General features: G+C 64.6%; 17 protein-coding genes. 12 read left to right on the forward strand and 5 right to left on the reverse strand.

Features of this window, described 5'->3' with window-relative positions:
* Nucleotides 1–2: 2 nt before the first annotated feature.
* Genes DBV08_RS17125 through DBV08_RS17140 form a run of 4 tightly spaced genes read left to right on the forward strand, consistent with a single transcriptional unit; the run spans nucleotide 3 to nucleotide 4,129 of the window.
* Entirely contained in the window at nucleotides 3–2,261 is a 2,259-nt protein-coding gene (locus tag DBV08_RS17125; protein ID WP_124568216.1) for an ABC transporter permease, read from the forward strand.
* Nucleotides 2,254–2,997, forward strand: a complete 744-nt coding sequence (locus tag DBV08_RS17130; RefSeq protein ID WP_124568217.1) for an ABC transporter ATP-binding protein — start codon at nucleotides 2,254–2,256, stop codon at nucleotides 2,995–2,997. The genes DBV08_RS17125 and DBV08_RS17130 overlap by 8 nt, the downstream gene beginning before the upstream one ends.
* Entirely contained in the window at nucleotides 2,994–3,767 is a 774-nt protein-coding gene (locus DBV08_RS17135) for an ABC transporter ATP-binding protein (RefSeq protein ID WP_081051248.1), read from the forward strand. The genes DBV08_RS17130 and DBV08_RS17135 overlap by 4 nt, the downstream gene beginning before the upstream one ends.
* 2 nt (nucleotides 3,768–3,769) lie before the next feature.
* Nucleotides 3,770–4,129, forward strand: a complete 360-nt coding sequence (locus DBV08_RS17140) for a hypothetical protein (protein ID WP_003942018.1) — start codon at nucleotides 3,770–3,772, stop codon at nucleotides 4,127–4,129.
* A gap of 64 nt (nucleotides 4,130–4,193) precedes the next feature.
* On the opposite strand, the gene DBV08_RS17145 is transcribed toward DBV08_RS17140, so the two are convergent.
* Together DBV08_RS17145 and DBV08_RS17150 are read right to left on the reverse strand one after the other, a co-directional pair.
* Nucleotides 4,194–4,583 (reverse strand): VOC family protein, encoded by a 390-nt coding sequence (locus DBV08_RS17145; protein ID WP_095970345.1) that lies wholly within the window; start codon nucleotides 4,581–4,583, stop codon nucleotides 4,194–4,196.
* Between the two features lie 29 nt (nucleotides 4,584–4,612).
* The gene (locus DBV08_RS17150; RefSeq protein WP_024487301.1) at nucleotides 4,613–5,506 is read right to left on the reverse strand and encodes a 1,4-dihydroxy-2-naphthoyl-CoA synthase; all 894 of its coding nucleotides are present in this window, start codon (nucleotides 5,504–5,506) and stop codon (nucleotides 4,613–4,615) included.
* Between the two features lie 83 nt (nucleotides 5,507–5,589).
* Here DBV08_RS17150 and DBV08_RS17155 point away from each other — a divergent pair, with 83 nt between their 5' ends.
* The 3 genes from DBV08_RS17155 to DBV08_RS17165 are packed head-to-tail and all read left to right on the forward strand — an operon-like array spanning nucleotide 5,590 to nucleotide 7,726.
* Complete coding sequence (locus DBV08_RS17155; RefSeq protein WP_095970475.1) at nucleotides 5,590–6,234, forward strand: PaaI family thioesterase; 645 nt, start codon at nucleotides 5,590–5,592, stop codon at nucleotides 6,232–6,234.
* 1 nt (nucleotide 6,235) lies between these two features.
* Nucleotides 6,236–7,231, forward strand: a complete 996-nt coding sequence (locus tag DBV08_RS17160; RefSeq protein WP_124568218.1) for an o-succinylbenzoate synthase — start codon at nucleotides 6,236–6,238, stop codon at nucleotides 7,229–7,231.
* A gap of 48 nt (nucleotides 7,232–7,279) precedes the next feature.
* The gene (locus DBV08_RS17165) at nucleotides 7,280–7,726 is read left to right on the forward strand and encodes a DUF6918 family protein (RefSeq protein WP_003941973.1); all 447 of its coding nucleotides are present in this window, start codon (nucleotides 7,280–7,282) and stop codon (nucleotides 7,724–7,726) included.
* A 66-nt stretch (nucleotides 7,727–7,792) separates the two neighbouring features.
* Here the strand turns inward: DBV08_RS17165 and DBV08_RS17170 are convergent, their stop codons facing one another.
* Together DBV08_RS17170 and DBV08_RS17175 are read right to left on the reverse strand one after the other, a co-directional pair.
* Nucleotides 7,793–8,620 (reverse strand): siderophore-interacting protein, encoded by an 828-nt coding sequence (locus DBV08_RS17170; protein WP_020968957.1) that lies wholly within the window; start codon nucleotides 8,618–8,620, stop codon nucleotides 7,793–7,795.
* 58 nt (nucleotides 8,621–8,678) lie between these two features.
* Nucleotides 8,679–9,281, reverse strand: coding sequence for a flavin reductase family protein (locus tag DBV08_RS17175; protein WP_021343457.1), 603 nt, complete (start codon nucleotides 9,279–9,281; stop codon nucleotides 8,679–8,681).
* 68 nt (nucleotides 9,282–9,349) lie between these two features.
* On the opposite strand from DBV08_RS17175, the gene menD reads away from it, so the two are divergent.
* The 4 genes from menD (at nucleotide 9,350) to DBV08_RS17195 (ending at nucleotide 13,353) form a co-directional block, all read left to right on the forward strand.
* Nucleotides 9,350–10,963, forward strand: a complete 1,614-nt coding sequence (menD, locus tag DBV08_RS17180; RefSeq protein WP_095970341.1) for a 2-succinyl-5-enolpyruvyl-6-hydroxy-3-cyclohexene-1-carboxylic-acid synthase — start codon at nucleotides 9,350–9,352, stop codon at nucleotides 10,961–10,963.
* On the forward strand, nucleotides 10,960–11,403 hold the full coding sequence (locus tag DBV08_RS17185; protein ID WP_124568219.1) for a DUF3592 domain-containing protein: 444 nt from the start codon (nucleotides 10,960–10,962) through the stop codon (nucleotides 11,401–11,403). The genes menD and DBV08_RS17185 overlap by 4 nt, the downstream gene beginning before the upstream one ends.
* A gap of 68 nt (nucleotides 11,404–11,471) precedes the next feature.
* Nucleotides 11,472–12,617 carry a glycosyltransferase family 1 protein gene (locus DBV08_RS17190; RefSeq protein WP_221621602.1) on the forward strand — a complete coding sequence of 382 codons (1,146 nt, stop codon included), beginning with the start codon at nucleotides 11,472–11,474 and terminating at the stop codon, nucleotides 12,615–12,617.
* A 37-nt stretch (nucleotides 12,618–12,654) separates the two neighbouring features.
* On the forward strand, nucleotides 12,655–13,353 hold the full coding sequence (locus tag DBV08_RS17195; RefSeq protein ID WP_124568220.1) for a demethylmenaquinone methyltransferase: 699 nt from the start codon (nucleotides 12,655–12,657) through the stop codon (nucleotides 13,351–13,353).
* A 56-nt stretch (nucleotides 13,354–13,409) separates the two neighbouring features.
* Here the strand turns inward: DBV08_RS17195 and DBV08_RS17200 are convergent, their stop codons facing one another.
* The gene (locus DBV08_RS17200) at nucleotides 13,410–14,672 is read right to left on the reverse strand and encodes a geranylgeranyl reductase family protein (protein WP_397487531.1); all 1,263 of its coding nucleotides are present in this window, start codon (nucleotides 14,670–14,672) and stop codon (nucleotides 13,410–13,412) included.
* A gap of 104 nt (nucleotides 14,673–14,776) precedes the next feature.
* Here DBV08_RS17200 and DBV08_RS17205 point away from each other — a divergent pair, with 104 nt between their 5' ends.
* Complete coding sequence (locus DBV08_RS17205) at nucleotides 14,777–15,826, forward strand: polyprenyl synthetase family protein (RefSeq protein ID WP_037129929.1); 1,050 nt, start codon at nucleotides 14,777–14,779, stop codon at nucleotides 15,824–15,826.
* The last annotated feature ends 81 nt before the right edge of the window (nucleotides 15,827–15,907 follow it).

The raw sequence follows: 15,907 nt of genomic DNA on the forward strand, positions 1-15,907 counted from the left end.
CCATGAACACTTTTGTCACTTTCACGATCCTGGGCCTGGTCCTGGGGTCGGTGTACGCGATCGCCGCCTCCGGGTTGGTGCTCACGTACAACACGTCAGGCATCTTCAACTTCGCGCACGGTGCACAGGCAATGCTCGGTGCGTTCATCTACTGGCAGTTGCGCTACGGCTGGGAACTTCCCACCGTCGTCGCCTTGCTGATTTCACTGGTCCTCGTCGGGCCACTGATGGGTCTCGGGCTCTACGTCCTGATCATGAAGGGCCTGCGCGATACTGCCGAGGTCACCAAAATCGTTGTGACGGTCTCGATCCTGCTCGGGATGCTCTCGATTTCGCATTGGTTCTGGCATCCCGAGACCGCCCGAACGATGCAGATGTTCTTCGGGGACCAGTCCAAGATCACGGTGTTCGGAGCGAGCATCCGCTACCACGAGTTGATCTGCATCCTCGTTGCGATCGCAATCGCAGTCGGCCTGCGGGTTCTTTTCACACGCACCCGCGCCGGTGTTGCGATGCGCGGCGTCGTCGACGATCCGGAACTACTGCGCCTCAACGGCCACAACCCGGAGCGTCTCGCGGCACTGTCCTGGGCGATGGGTTCGACGCTCGCAGTGCTCGCCGGCATCCTGATCACCCCGATCAGCGGCGGCACACTCGAGGCGAACATGTTGACGCTCTTGGTGATCGACGCGTTTGCCGCGGCCATGTTCGGCCGGTTGCGCAGCATTCCGCGCACGTTTGTCGGCGCCGTGGTTCTCGGCCTTGCCGGTACGTACGTGTTGGCGTACTTCCCGACCAGTTGGAGTTGGACATCGAACTTCCGTGTATCCCTGCCGATGATCGCGCTGTTCGTCGTACTCATCGTCCTACCTCAGGACCGGCTTCGCGGTGCGGTCACTCGTACCCGTGAGCGCTACCACGTGCCGAGCGTGCGCAAGGCCGTCGTCTGGGGCGCGGCGCTGATCGTCATCGTGTACCTGATCCGTCTGCTGATGGTGACGTCCGCCGTCACGACACTGACCATCGGAATGACGTTCGCGATCATCGCGCTCTCGCTCACACTCCTCACCGGCTACGCGGGTGAATTGAACTTGGCGCCGGTGTCTTTCGGTGCTATCGCCACCATCGTGGCCTTTCACTTCGGGATCTCCGGTTCCGGGTTGGCTGCGCACCTCAACCTGTGGGGCATCGTCGTCGGAGTCCTGGTCACCGCAGTCATCGGCGGCCTCGTCGCCCTGCCGGCGCTGCGGCTGAGAGGGCTGTATCTTGCGCTTGCAACCATGGCCTTCGGAGTGTTCCTCTCCAACATGGTTCTTCGTGACACCACCGAACACGAGATGTTCGGCATGAAGTACTCGCTGTTCAAGGACGGCAACATCGCCCTCCCGCCGCTGAAAATCGGTCCGCTCGATCTGAGCAACGAGACGGTGTTCCTGATGACCGTGACCGCGCTGTTCTCGGTACTCGGCGTCGGCGTCATCGCGTTGCGTAACAGCGGTTACGGGCGCCGACTCGCTGCGATGAAGGACAGCCCGGCCGGTTCGGCCATGCTCGGACAGAGCCTGGTTCGGCTCAAGCTGAGCGTCTTCATGATCTCTTCGGGGATCGCCGGACTCGGCGGCATTCTGATGTCGAGCGCCATGGGGTCCGTCTCGGGTGAGAGCTTTGCCATCATGGTCAGCCTCTCGCTGCTCATGCTGACCGTCGTCGCGGGTATCGGATACGTCACCGGTGCCCTGTTCGGCGGACTGATGGCCGGAATCGGGTTTGCGGTCATCATGGTCTCGTTCACCAATCTGGCTTCGGCGCAACCGGAGTTGGAGGGAATGTGGCTGCTCTTCGGCAACATCGCGGCAGTCAGTCCGGCACTGATCGGCATCGGTGTCGGCGCGAACCCCAGTGGCACCGTGCACAGCGTGATCGAGGGCTACCGACGGCTCGCCGATGCCAAGCCGGTTCTGATCGGCGGCGCCGCGGTCGTTCTGCTGACCTACGTACTTGCTCTGACCGGCGTTTTGGGCAACTGGTGGTTCGCGTCCATCACGATCGCAGTGGTGTTCATGCTGCCGGTGATCGGTGAGATGGTGATGCCCCGTGCGGTTCTCACCCCGGAAGAACTGGCCGCCAAGGCAACAGTCGTCCCCGAGGACGTCGGGATCGACGTCCCGTACAGTCCCGAGATCCGTGACGAGATCGACCGCGAACTGGGGCTTCCTCAGTACCAGGGCAGCTCGCGGAAGGAGTTGACCGCCCATGTCTGATGCACCACTACTCGAAACACGCGGTGTGAGTGTTCGTTTCGGCGGGCACGTCGCGGTCAAGGACGTTTCGCTCACCGTGCAACCCGGAACCGTGACCGGACTGATCGGACCGAACGGCGCCGGCAAGACGACGCTCTTCAACACCATCACCGGGCTGCAGAAACCCACCTCCGGTCAGGTGTTTCTCGGCGGCGTCGACGTGACGAAGCTGCCGCCGCACCAGCGGGCAGGTCGCGGGCTGGCACGTACCTTCCAGCGGCTCGAGTTGTTCGTCTCGCTGTCGGTGCGTGACAATCTGCGCGTCGCCGGCGACATCCACAAGGCGAACGGCCGCAACAAGATCGACGTGGACAGCGAGACCGATCGTCTGCTGGAGCTGACCGGGCTGACGGATGTCGCGGACAAGGATGTCGCGGACATCCCCACCGGACGCGCTCGCGTCGTCGAAGTTGCGCGAGCCCTCATGACCGACCCGCGAGTGCTTCTGCTCGACGAACCGGCCTCGGGTCAGACGGAGCAGGAAACCGAGGTCTTTGCCGAGATGCTCACCGAACTGGCAGCGGGGGGACTCGGAATCTGTCTGGTCGAGCACGACATTCCACTGGTGATGAAGGTGTGCTCGACCATCCACGTACTGGACTACGGCGCAGTCCTCGCCTCGGGTGATCCGGAGAAGATCCGGACGGATCCGGAAGTGATCGCGGCCTACATCGGGACCGAGGAGGAGGCAGTATGACTTCAGCGAAAATTGGCGAGGCGAAAATTGGCGCGGTGAAAATCGACGAGGGATTACGCGGCGCCGACCGCCCCGAACCGCTGCTCGAACTCTCCGGTGTCCGTGCCGGTTACGGATCCATCGAGGTTCTGCACGGGGTCGATCTGGTTCTCGAACCCGGCGCCGTGGTGGCGCTACTCGGACCCAACGGTGGTGGCAAGACGTCGACGCTCAAGATCTGCTCGGGGGTCCTTCCGGTCACCCGCGGCGAGTTCCGGCTCGCGGGCCAGGTCGTGAACGGCGTCGAGCCTTCGGAGTTGGCTCGGCTGGGGGTGTGCTCCATCCCCGAGGGACGCGGGATCTTCGCCAACCTCACTGTGCGGGAAAATCTGTGGATCGCGACCGGAACGGGCGTCGGCTTGGCCGAACTCGAAGAGGTTGCGTACGGCAGGTTCCCGATCCTGGGGGAGCGGCGTGGTCAGTTGGCGGGATCGATGTCCGGTGGCGAGCAGCAGATGCTGGCGCTGTCTCGGGCACTCGGCACTCACCCGACCGTGCTCCTGCTCGACGAGCTGTCGATGGGTCTCGCACCTCGAATCGTCTCGCAGATGTACGACGTCGTCGGCTCGCTTGCAGCCGAAGGCATTTCCATTCTGGTTGCCGAGCAGTTCGCACGAGCGGTGCTCCCCATCGCGACCTCGGCCGCACTGATGTTGCAGGGACGCGTCGTGAAGACCGGCGATCCACACGACATCGAAAACGAACTTTCTACCAGTTATCTAGGAGGATGACGATGACTACTCTCGCCGAAGATCGCCGTGAGGAATTCAAGAAGAACATCGCAGAGTTGAAGCTGGACAAGAAGCAGGCAGGCGGCGACGCGGCGACGCGCATCGCAGGCCTGGTGCTCATGGTCGTCGGAGTGGTCGGCGCCTTCGTCGTCTACATCTCTTCGCTGACGCTCTCGGACCTACGGGATCTGGTGTCGTACCAGATTCTCACCGTGGTTTTCCTCGCCCTGACAGTGGTCGGTGCTGCGCTCTTCCTGGCCGCATCGGTGGCAAAGGTGCTGCGGCTGTGGTTGGTTCGCCAACTGCTCGAGGGCCAGGCCCAGACAGATCAGATCTCGCAGGCGCTGAGCACGCGCAACTGATCTCTGCGAAGAACCGACAGATGCCCGCCACGGAAGTTCGTGGCGGGCATCTGTCGCTGCTCGACTATTCGGCCGGCGGCCGGGAATCTTTTCGGATCGGATGATCCTCGGGAATCTGCACCATCACGATCGGCGTCCCGTCGGGGTCGGCGATCCACATCTCGTGCAGACCCCACGGTTCCTGCCTCGCCTCGCGGGCGATCTTGACTCCGGCGAGAACCAGTTCGGTCTGCACCGCAGTGAGATCACGGACCTGCAGCCAGATCGCGCCGCGAAACCCACCCTCGCCGGTGCCACCGTGAGCGGCGACTTCGATCAGCCCTTGGCCGGCGAAGAAGACTGTGCCGCCGGGGTATTCACGAGCGATCGCCAGACCGAGGGTGTCTCGGTAGAAGCTCAGCGTTCGTTCGTACTCGCTCGGGCGCAATATGGTACGGCTACTCAGAATCTCCACGTCCGGCCTCCCGTCTCACACCTACTGTCTCAGAAGTACCAGGGATATGGTGACCAGTCGGGGTCACGCTTTTCGAGGAACGAGTCGCGACCCTCGACGGCCTCGTCGGTCATGTACGCCAAACGTGTTGCCTCACCGGCGAACAGCTGCTGACCGACCAATCCGTCGTCCTGCAGGTTGAATGCGTACTTGAGCATCCTCTGCGCCTGCGGCGACTTGCCGTTGATCTTGCCGGCCCAGTCGATCGCGACGTTCTCGAGTTCCGCGTGGTCGACAACCTTGTTGACGGCGCCCATCTGGTGCATTTCCTCGGCGGTGTACGTCTCACCCAGGAAGAAGATCTCGCGAGCGAACTTCTGGCCCACCATCTTTGCCAGATAGGCGCTGCCGTAGCCGCCGTCGAAGCTTCCGACGTCGGCGTCGGTCTGCTTGAACCGTGCGTGCTCGCGGCTGGCGAGCGTCAGGTCGCACACCACGTGCAGGCTGTGACCGCCGCCCGCAGCCCAACCGTTGACCAGGCAGATCACGACCTTCGGCATGAAGCGGATCAGGCGCTGGACCTCGAGGATGTGAAGGCGTCCGGCGCGTGCTTTGTCGACGGTGTCCGCCGTTTCACCTTCGGCGTACTGGTAGCCGCTGCGACCACGGATGCGCTGGTCTCCGCCCGAGCAGAACGCCCAGCCGCCGTCCTTCTCGCTGGGTCCGTTGCCGGTGAGCAGGACCGCTCCCACGTCGGAGGTCATACGGGCGTGATCGAGCGCGCGGTACAACTCGTCGACGGTGTGCGGGCGGAACGCATTACGTACTTCCGGTCGGTCGAAGGCGACGCGAACGGTGCCTTGGCTGACGTGCCGGTGGTACGTGATGTCGGTGAGGTTCTCGAATCCGGGGACAGGGCGCCAGAGCTGCGGGTTGAAGGTCACCTGAGCCACGATAGAGGCAAGCGTCGCGCGTCTAACGGATACCTGAGGTAGAACACGTTCCCGGGCGCGCTAACGTGCAGGTCATGAGCGAACAAACCGCAGATGGCACGGAGATCGTCACAGACGGTGAGAACCGGGGCGGATTTCCGCGGTTCCGGCACACTCCCGCAGGTCCGGACTTCGGGCGTTTCGTCGAGGCTATGCGCAGGTTGCAGGACCTTGCGGTCTCGACCAACGTTCCCGACGACGTACTCGCTGACATCGCCACGCAAGCCGAAGAGCTTGCCGATCGGCTGACGCCGTACGAGGTGCCGGAGGGCAAGTCACCTGCGGGCTCCAACATCCAACTGCCCGGACGCGGCAGCCTCCTCATGCTCCCGTGGATGGTCGAGAAGTTCGACACCGAAGGAGTCCGCAGTACCGGCGTCTTCCGCCGCTACCACCTGGGTGGCAACGGCGCCGCTCACGGCGGTGTACTGCCCCTGTTGTTCGACGACATCTTCGGGATGACGGTCCACGCGGGCGGCCGTCCGATCTCCCGGACCGGCTACCTCCACATCAACTACCGCGCGATCACTCCGCTCAACACGCAACTGGTGATCGAAGGGAAGGTGGATAGGGTCGAGGGGCGCAAGACCTTCGTCAGCGCGCGCCTGACCGACCTCGACGGCAAGCTCCTCGCCGACGGTGATGCGCTCATGATCGAACTGCTTCCAGGACAGCCCTGACATGTTCCCCTCGTTCGACGATCTGATCGCGGACGCCGTGGTGCTCGCGCTGCCGATGCGAGTTCGCTTTCGCGGCATCACGACTCGTGAGGCTCTGCTCGTTCGTGGCCCGGCCGGGTGGGGAGAATTCGCCCCCTTCGTCGAGTACGACGACGGCGAGGCGTCGCAGTGGTTGCTCGCCGGGATCGAGGCGGCGTGGCTGGGGCCACCACCCGCGCTTCGTCCGGCAGTGCCAGTCAACGCCACCGTTCCGGCGATCGACGCGTCTGCCGTTCCGCAATTGTTGGAGCGTTTCCCCGGGGCCCGGACCGCCAAGGTCAAGGTCGCCGAGAAGGGACAGACGTTGGCGCAGGACGTCGCCCGGGTGAACGAGGTGCGTCGGCACATCCCGAACGTGCGCGTCGACGCCAACGGCGGTTGGAGCGTGGACGAGGCGATCACGGCTTTGCGTGCCATCACCGAAGACGGTGAACTCGAATACGCCGAGCAACCGTGTGCAAGCGTCGAGGAACTGGTCAGGGTCCGCGCGGCGGGGACCGGTGTGCGGATCGCTGCCGACGAGAGCATTCGCCGTGCCGAGGACCCGCTGCGTGTCGTACGAGCCGGGGGAGCGGACGTCGCCGTCGTGAAGGTGCCGCCGCTGGGCGGGATGCGTGCTGTGGTGGCGCTGTCGGCGCAGCTGGCGGACTACGGGGTACCGGTGGTGGTCTCGAGTGCGCTGGACACGGCTGTGGGGATGTCCGCGGGACTGGCGGCCGCGGCGGCCTTGCCCTCGCTTCCGTTTGCCTGTGGTCTCGGCACGGGTGGCTTGTTCGTCCGGGATGTCGCGGTCACCGAAGCAGCCGCCGACGGCGCTTTGTCCGTTGGTGCCGTCGAGCCTGATCCGGTTCTGCTCGAGACGTTGGCGGCGCCCGCCGACCGGCGCGACTGGTGGTTGGAGCGCGCCAGGCGCTGCCATCGGATACTCGGCAGTAGAGACCAGCCGAATTTCGTATAGTCTCGGGCGCGACCTGATGAACATCAGTGAAGAATGAAGGGATCGAAAGTGGTTGCAGCTCTGAACGAAACCCTGCTCGAGGAATCACGGGTTCCCGCGGTCGTCGCGGACGTGCAGACCTTGATCGACGCAGAGGTTTCGGATAAGTCGGGGGCCTCAGGGCTGGCTCTCAAGGGTGGCTACGGCGCGGTCAAGAAGGTGAGCCCGTCCATCGTGCCGGACGCCGTCACCGCGCTTCTGCCGGCTTTCGTGGCAAAGCTCGAGCCGTACTGGCAGGAATTCTCGGCTTCCGGTGAAGGCAGCTTCGCCGATTTCATCAGTGCCCGCGGCGACGCGGTCGCCGATTCCCTCCTCGAGGTGACGGACGAGCGCATCGAGGGTAGTGACAAGGCTGTCGTCAAGTCGATGTACTCGAAGCTGCGCGGTTCGGCCAAGAAGCATGTGACTGCAGCTCTGCCGCGTCTGGGCGATGTGATCCAGAAGCACGCTGCATAAGCGAACGTAAAACAACGAGTGGCCCGGGAGTTTCTCCCGGACCACTCGTCGTTGTCGGTGCTTTTGTCAGTGAGCCGAATGTCCGTGACGCCAGAAACCGGTGAAGGTGATGTCGGTTTTGGCGAACTTTCGGTCGTTCACGAGATGTCGACGCAGCCCTGTGGTGAGAGCCTGTTCGCCGGCGACAAACGTGTACGACGGCCCCTCGGGCAGTTCGGCGGCGCGGACGGTCTCGAGGGTCAGAACACCCGGCGTTGCGTGTTCGTCCTCGCGAACGAGCCAATGCACGTTGACGTTCGCCAACTCCGGAATGTCTTGCTTGTCTTCGATGTTCGGAATCTCGACGAAGACCTCGGCACGCAGGTCTGCCGGCGCGGTTTCCAGAATGCCGATGATCGCCGGAAGTGCGCTCTCGTCGCCGACGAGCAGTTGCCACTTGGCCTCGGGTGTGGGGTTGTAGATGCAGCCTTCGTCGAGGAGGGCGACATTGTCGCCGGTCGACGCGGTGTCCGCCCACGCGGATGCCGGGCCGATGTCGCCGTGATAGGCGAAGTCGATGTCGATCTCCGTGGTCTCACCGAAGAGACCGGATCCGGCAGCACGGTAGGCGCGAATCGTGTAGTTGCGCACGACCGGTCGCGTGTCCTTGGACATCAACAGGTACTGCGCGTACCAGAGATTGCTTGCCGCGCTCGGCAACCGGAGTTCGCTCTGGCCGACCTGCGGGATGAACATGCGGAACCACTGATCGGCACCCATCGGTGCGATGGTGGACAGCTCTTCGCCGGCAATGGTCACCCGGATGAAGCTCGGGCTGATTCGTTTGTTCGCCACGACCTGCGCCGACACGATGCTGCGTGAGGCCGGTTTCACGAACTTGGCGCGCTTGGCCATGACTGGTTGCTCCCTGATTAGCTGTTACTCGTACCTAATCAGGTAACCCTAACCTGATTTACGGCCGGTGTGGAGTGGTGGGTCTGTCCTTTTCGACGACTTCGGGAGGAAGACCCCACTGCGCTCGGCCGAGTCGGCTCATCGGTGCGATTGCCGCGAAGTCCGGTAACCCGTCGTCGGCGACAGCCTCGGGACGTACTGCGACCGCGACCACATTTCCCATCACGACAAATGAATTACCGACCTCGATGACCTGGTGAAGCGTGCATTCGATGGCGATCGGGGAGTCGGCGACCCGGACAGGGCGAACCCGCTCGCTCGGTTCGCTACGGATGTTCAACTCGAGAAATTCGTCGGCCTCGGCGTCGTAGAAGGCCGAACTCTTGTTCACCACGTCTGCGAGCGTGGCGGTCGCCAGGTTGATCACGAATTCGCCGGTCGCTTCGATGTTGCGCAGACTGTCCTTGCGTCCGACCGACGTGAACTGCACGATCGGCGGCGCCGAACTTGCCACGGTGAAAAAGCTGTACGGAGCCAGATTGCCGACGCCGTCCGCCGACAGGGTGGACACCCAGGCAATCGGCCGGGGGACCACCGAAGCGGTGAGTAACTGATAGAACCGGCGAGGTTCGAGCTCGGCTGGATCGAAGAGTGTGCGCACCCACACATAATGCCGCTGTCCCCGCCCCTGGGCATGCTTGCACCCGAACATCTGACACTCTTGAAGGCGTGAATCCGTCCACTGCACAAGCCACAGCCGTCGTCGACGAACTGGTTCGTGGTGGCGTGCGTGAAGTCGTGCTGTGTCCAGGCTCTCGCAACGCGCCCCTCGCATTTGCCCTCCAGGCCGCCGATCTCGACGGCCGGTTGCGTCTGCACATGCGGATCGACGAGCGGACGGCAGGCTTTCTGGCACTCGGACTGGCAATCGCCGGTAAACGCCCGGTCCCCATCGTGATGACCTCCGGGACCGCCGTCGCGAATCTCGGACCTGCGGTCCTCGAGGCCAACTACGCCCGAGTGCCCTTGGTGGTCCTGAGCGCTAACCGGCCGTACGAGATGCTCGGCACCGGAGCCAACCAGACCGTCGAGCAACTCGGGCTCTTCGGCAGTCAAGTCCGCGCAACGATCAGCCTGGGCTTGGCCGAGGACGATTCGACGCAGAACAGCCAATGGCGCTCGGCGGTTTGCCGGGTCCTCGCCGCTGCCCGCGGAACCCGATCCGGAAACGCGGGTCCGGTGCATTTCGACATCCCACTCCGTGAGCCGCTGGTGCCGGACGTGCACGTCCAGGGACCGGTTCCGGAAGGCCGTCCCGGCGGTGCAGCCTGGACCACCACCCAGAACGCGACGCTCGATGTTCCGGTCGATCTGGACCTCACCGCAGATACGGTGGTCATTTCCGGACACGGCAGCGCACTTCGACCCGAGCTGGCCGGCCTGCCGACGGTGGCCGAGCCGACGGCTCCGATGCACGGGATCGCACTGCATCCACTCGCGCTCTCGCAACTCAAGCCCAAGCAGGCGATCATCACCGGCCGCCCGACGTTGCATCGTCAGGTCTCGAAGGTGCTGGCCGACCCGAGCGTCGACGTCTACGCGCTGACAACCGGGCCGCGCTGGCCCGACGTATCCGGCAACGTACTCGCCACCGGAACCAGGGCAGTGGTCACCGGGACGCCCGATCCCGCCTGGATTGCTCGCTGCGCCGCGCTGACCGAACACGCCGAAACTGCCGTCCGCAAACAACTCGACGCCCACCCCAAGGCCACCGGCCTACACGTGGCAGCTGCTGTGATGGATGCTCTCGCGGACGGCGACCAGCTTCTGCTCGGCGCATCCAACCCTGTTCGCGATGCGGCACTCGTGAGCTATCCCAAGCCCGCCGTGCGGGTGCTGTCGAATCGCGGCGTCGCAGGTATCGACGGCACCGTCTCGGCGGCGGTCGGTGCCGCATTGGCGTACGAGGGCGGACGGACCGTCGCTCTCATGGGCGACCTGACCTTCCTGCACGACGCGTCCGGGCTGCTGATCGGGACCGGTGAGCCGAGGCCGAGCGACCTCACCATCGTCGTAGCCAACGACGACGGCGGCGGTATCTTCGAGCTCCTCGAACAAGGCGACCCGCAGTACGCCGGCGTCTTCGAGCGAGTGTTCGGAACACCCCACGGCATGGACCTCGCTGCGCTGTGCGCCGCCTACCGCGTGCCGCACGCAGCCGTCAGCGTCGACGCCCTGGCAACGACGCTGGCGCAACCGGCCAACGGCATTCGGGTTCTCGAGGTCGCGACGGATCGCAGTGGACTGCGCGAACTCCACGCTTCCGTGCGGGCACAGCTGTGACGCAAACGGTTCTGCGTCGCCTCCGCATCGGCGTACTGGTGGTTGCGGTCGGCATTTCGGTGCTCGCGGTGATCCTGGTTCTCGGTGCCTGGCGCAACGATCGGACCATCGAATCGAACATGGGGACCGCAACCGCCGAGGTGCTCTCGGCGGGCTCGCTACGGTCGGCGATCAGCTTCGTGACTCCGGACGGCGCGAATCACAACCCTGAACTGGGCGTGCTCTATCCCACCAATCTGACTGTGGGACAACGTATCGAAGTCGAGTACTCCAAGGTCGACCCCGATTTGGTCCGGGTAGCGGGACGCAACGCGACGGTGGCGCTGATCCCGGCCGGATCCGTGATCGTCGTGACATGGCTCCTGGCAGGACCGTCGATCTGGTACCTGCGCAAGCGGGAAGCGCAGGCGGCAGGTTCGGCGCCGGTCGCCTCGAGTTAGTTCGCGCTTCGCCCGAACTTCACACGAACATGACGTGGACTTTTCCTGGCCCTGTCACCGTTCTCGGTGTGAGAGTAGCCATCGTTGCGGAGTCATTCCTGCCCAACATGAACGGCGTCACCAACTCGGTACTACGCGTGCTCGAACACCTCGATCGCACTGGCCACGACGCCATGGTCATTGCGCCAGACACCGTCGGATCCGACACCTCTGCCGCCACCGAACACGACGGCGTGCAGGTAGTTCGGGTGCCGGCCGTCATGGTTCCCAAAGTCAGTTCACTTCCCGTCGGTCTGCCGCAACCACGCCTGACCACAGCCGTGCGGACCTTCGCGCCCGACGTCGTCCATCTGGCATCGCCGTTCCTGCTCGGCGCCGGGGGAGTGGCCGTCGCCAAGAGGCTCGGGATCCCCACCGTCGCGGTGTACCAAACCGATGTCGCCGGATTTGCCGAAAGCTACGGGCTCGGCGTCACGAGCCGCGCCGCGTGGGCGTGGACCCGTCGAATCCACAAGAGCTGCAACAGGACCCTCGCGCCCTCCACGTCGGCAGTCGACGCGCTCGAAGAGCACGGCATTCCGCGTGTGCACCGATGGGCCCGGGGCGTCGACGCACAACGATTCGCGCCTTCGCGTCGTAGTTCGGTGTTGCGGCAGTCCTGGATCGGTGACAGCGACCGGTTGTTGGTCGGTTTCGTCGGTCGCCTCGCGCCCGAAAAGCACGTCGAGCGACTGGCCGTGCTGGCCGCCGATCCCAGTGTGCAGATCGTCGTCGTCGGCGACGGCCCGGACCGGCAGAATCTGCAGCGACTGATGCCGGACGCGATCTTCACCGGACAACTCGGCGGTACCGACCTGGCCGATGCGTACGCGAGCCTGGACGTATTCGTTCACCCCGGCGAGCACGAGACCTTCTGCCAGGCGGTCCAGGAAGCTCTCGCCAGCGGTGTCCCCGTCGTCGGACCGGACGCCGGCGGCCCGCGTGACCTGATCTCGCATTGCCGCAACGGCTACCTCCTGCCGACCGACAGGTTCACCGAACTCCTGCCAAGCGCCGTCGACGCACTTCGTCAGCGGGATCTGCGGGTGCAGTTCGGCTCCGCGGCAAGGCGCTCGGTGCTGCACCGGACCTGGCCGGCAATCTGCGAAGAGTTGCTCCGTCACTACGAGGACGTGCAGGGCCTCGGGCGGCGAACAGGTGTCAGAGCAGCCTGAACGCCCTCGCTGCCCGAGGGTTGGTAGCGTTTCGGGTGTGGACACTACACACGGAACCCGAGCAACTCTCGAGAAGCAACCGCACGAAGTCGCGTCGATGTTCGACGACGTCGCGGAGCGATACGACCTCACCAACACCGTGCTGTCCTTCGGCCAGGACAAGGGTTGGCGCAAGGCCACCCGCGAAGCCCTCGACCTCAAGCCGGGCGAGAAGGTACTCGACCTCGCCGCCGGAACCGGTGTCTCGACCGTCGAACTGGGACGCTCCGGTGCGTGGTGCGTCGCCACCGACTTCTCCAAGGGAATGCTGAAGGCCGGAATCTCGCGCAAGGTCCCGATGGTCGCAGGTGACGCGATGTACCTGCCCTATGCCGACAACGTCTTCGATGCCGCGACGATCTCCTTCGGCCTGCGCAACGTCTCCGACTTCCAGGCCGGACTGCGTGAGATCGCCCGCGTCACCAAGCCGGGCGGACGTCTCGTCGTCAGCGAGTTCTCGACGCCCGTCTTCGGACCCTTCCGCACGGTCTACATGGAATACCTCATGAAGGCGCTCCCGCGGGTCGCACGCACTGTCAGCAGTAACCCCGACGCCTACGTCTACCTCGCCGAATCGATCCGTGCCTGGCCGACCCAGGAAGAGTTGGCCCGCAAGATCGAGGCAGCCGGGTGGAAGAACGTCAAGTGGCGCAACCTCACCGGCGGCATCGTGGCGCTGCATTACGCAACTGCCTGAACCTGCTGTGCGCCTTTATTAACCCCCGGCGGTTAATAAAGGCGCACAGCACTTGCTCAACCGAACAGCGGTCGGGAGTCGATCTTTCTCGACGCGGCCCCCGACGCGCGCCAGGCCTTCGCCGTCAGATCGGCGTCGGCATCGGTGACGAGGTTCCCCATGACCCGCACGGCGACCGTCATCAGGGCACGTGAGCGCATCGCGATCGGACCCGACGCCGGCAGGAACTGCGGAACCGTCAGCAGGCCTGCGAGCCGGCGCGCGACCGAGAACGCCTGCCCGTAATGCTCCCGAAGCACGCTCGGCCACAGCTGCGTCAGATCCTCGGCGCCGAGCTGTTCGACCACCAAACGTCCGCCTTCGAGGCCGTAGTCGATGCCCTCACCGTTGAGCGGGTTCACGCACGCCGCGGCGTCACCGATCACGGCCCAGTTGCGTCCGGCGATGTTGGAAACTGCTCCTCCCATGGGTAGCAAAGCCGAAGCGACGGAATGTATTTCGCTGCTCCACTGCCACTCGCCTCGGCGCTGATCGGTGTAGAGGTCGAGCAAGGGTCGCAGGGCACCTGGTGCCGGACGCTTCGACGTCGCCAGTGTCCCGACTCCGATGTTCACCTCGCCGGTGCCGAGCGGGAAGATCCAGCCGTACCCCGCCTGCAACGTGCCCTCGCCGTCTCGCAGTTCCAGATGCGAGGTGATCCACGGATCGGCGCTGCGCGGCGTCGCGACATACGCGCGTGCCGCGACGCCGTACGCGGTGTCCCGGTGCCACTGCCGTCCCAGCTTCTTGCCGAGCGTCGAGCGAACGCCGTCGGCGATGATCAGCGTCCGACAACGAAGGGTGCTGCGTCCCGAGGGGCCGGCGAGTACGACGGCGGCTACTCGATCACCATCGAGTTCGACGTCCACTGCTTTGGTGCCCTCGACCATGACCGCGCCGGATTCGACTGCGCACCGGCGAATGGCGTCGTCGAGTTCGGTGCGGGGGATGGCACTGCCGATCGGCGGGAACGACGTCCCCGGCCACTCGAGTTCGAGTTCTTGTCCGAAACCGGACAACCGCAGGCCCTTGTTCGTCGTATGTGACCGAACCCACTCGCCGAGGCCGAGGAGATCCAGTTCGGCTACGGCGCGCGGAGTGAGTCCATCACCACAAGTCTTGTCTCGCGGGAACACGGCGGCGTCTACGAGCACGACGTCTCGGCCGCTGCGGGCGGCCCATGCAGCGGCCGAAGAACCCGCGGGACCTGCGCCGATGACCACAATGTCGGTTTCGGTCGGAAGCGAATCGACGACGGGGGACTGCTCTTCTACGGACACACTCACATCTTCCCAGGCCCGCGATCGCCACCGTGGCGAGGCCGTCCCGAGTGCGAACCGCTAGGTTCACTACCGTGGGAACCGAGCCGTCACTGACGACAGGAATGGGTACTGACATCGTGAGCACCGAAAAGACTGCTGCCGACGCAACCGCATCGAGCACCGTCGTTGCAGGCATCGACCTCGGCGACGAACAGCTCGCCGCAGTAGTGCGTGGTGGACTCTCCGATGTCGAGGAGTTGTTGGTCAGCGAGCTGTCCGACGGAGAAGACTTCCTCACCGAGGCAGCGCTGCACCTCGCGCGCGCCGGGGGAAAGCGCTTCCGTCCGTTGTTCACGATCCTGACCGCGCAGCTCGGACCGGTGCCGAACGATCCGTCGATCATCACCGCAGCGACCGTCACCGAACTCGTTCACCTCGCAACGCTCTATCACGACGACGTCATGGACGAGGCGTCCATGCGGCGCGGGGCACCCAGCGCAAACGCTCGCTGGGGCAACAGCGTGGCGATCCTGGCCGGCGACTACCTGTTCGCACACGCATCACGCCTGGTCTCGACGCTCGGACCCGAAGCCGTTCGGATCATCGCCGAAACCTTCGCCGAACTGGTCACCGGCCAGATGCGCGAGACGATCGGCGTCAAGAAGGAGCAGGATCCGGTCGAGCATTACCTGAAGGTCGTGTGGGAGAAGACCGGTTCGCTGATCGCTGCCTCGGGACGATTCGGCGGTACCTTCTCCGGCGCCGACGCAGCCCACATCGAGCGCCTCGAGCGCCTGGGTGACGCCGTCGGCACTGCGTTCCAGATCTCCGACGACATCATCGACATCTCGTCCGTGTCGGCGCAGTCCGGCAAGACACCGGGCACCGACCTGCGCGAGGGTGTGCACACCCTGCCTGTTCTGTACGCGTTCCGCGAAGAAGGAGCCGACGCAGATCGCCTGCGGGAGCTGCTCGCGGGCCCGGTCACCGAAGATGCACTGGTAGAAGAGGCACTCGAACTGCTCGAGCGTTCGCCGGGCATGGTCAAGGCAAAGGCAAAGCTGGGCGAGTACGCCGTCGCGGCAAAGGCTCAGTTGGCCGAACTGCCCCAGGGGCCGGCGAACGAAGCACTGGTGCGTCTCGTGGACTACACGATCGAACGAGTCGGCTGACACTCGACGAATCGGGGTTCCCGGGTGGAAACCCCGATAGTCCCTGGGGTGAATCCCTGACGACCCTGGGTGGGAACCCTG

Origin of the sequence: Rhodococcus sp. KBW08, from assembly GCF_003852455.1 — a bacterium.
GTDB classification, from domain to species: domain Bacteria; phylum Actinomycetota; class Actinomycetes; order Mycobacteriales; family Mycobacteriaceae; genus Rhodococcus_F; species Rhodococcus_F baikonurensis.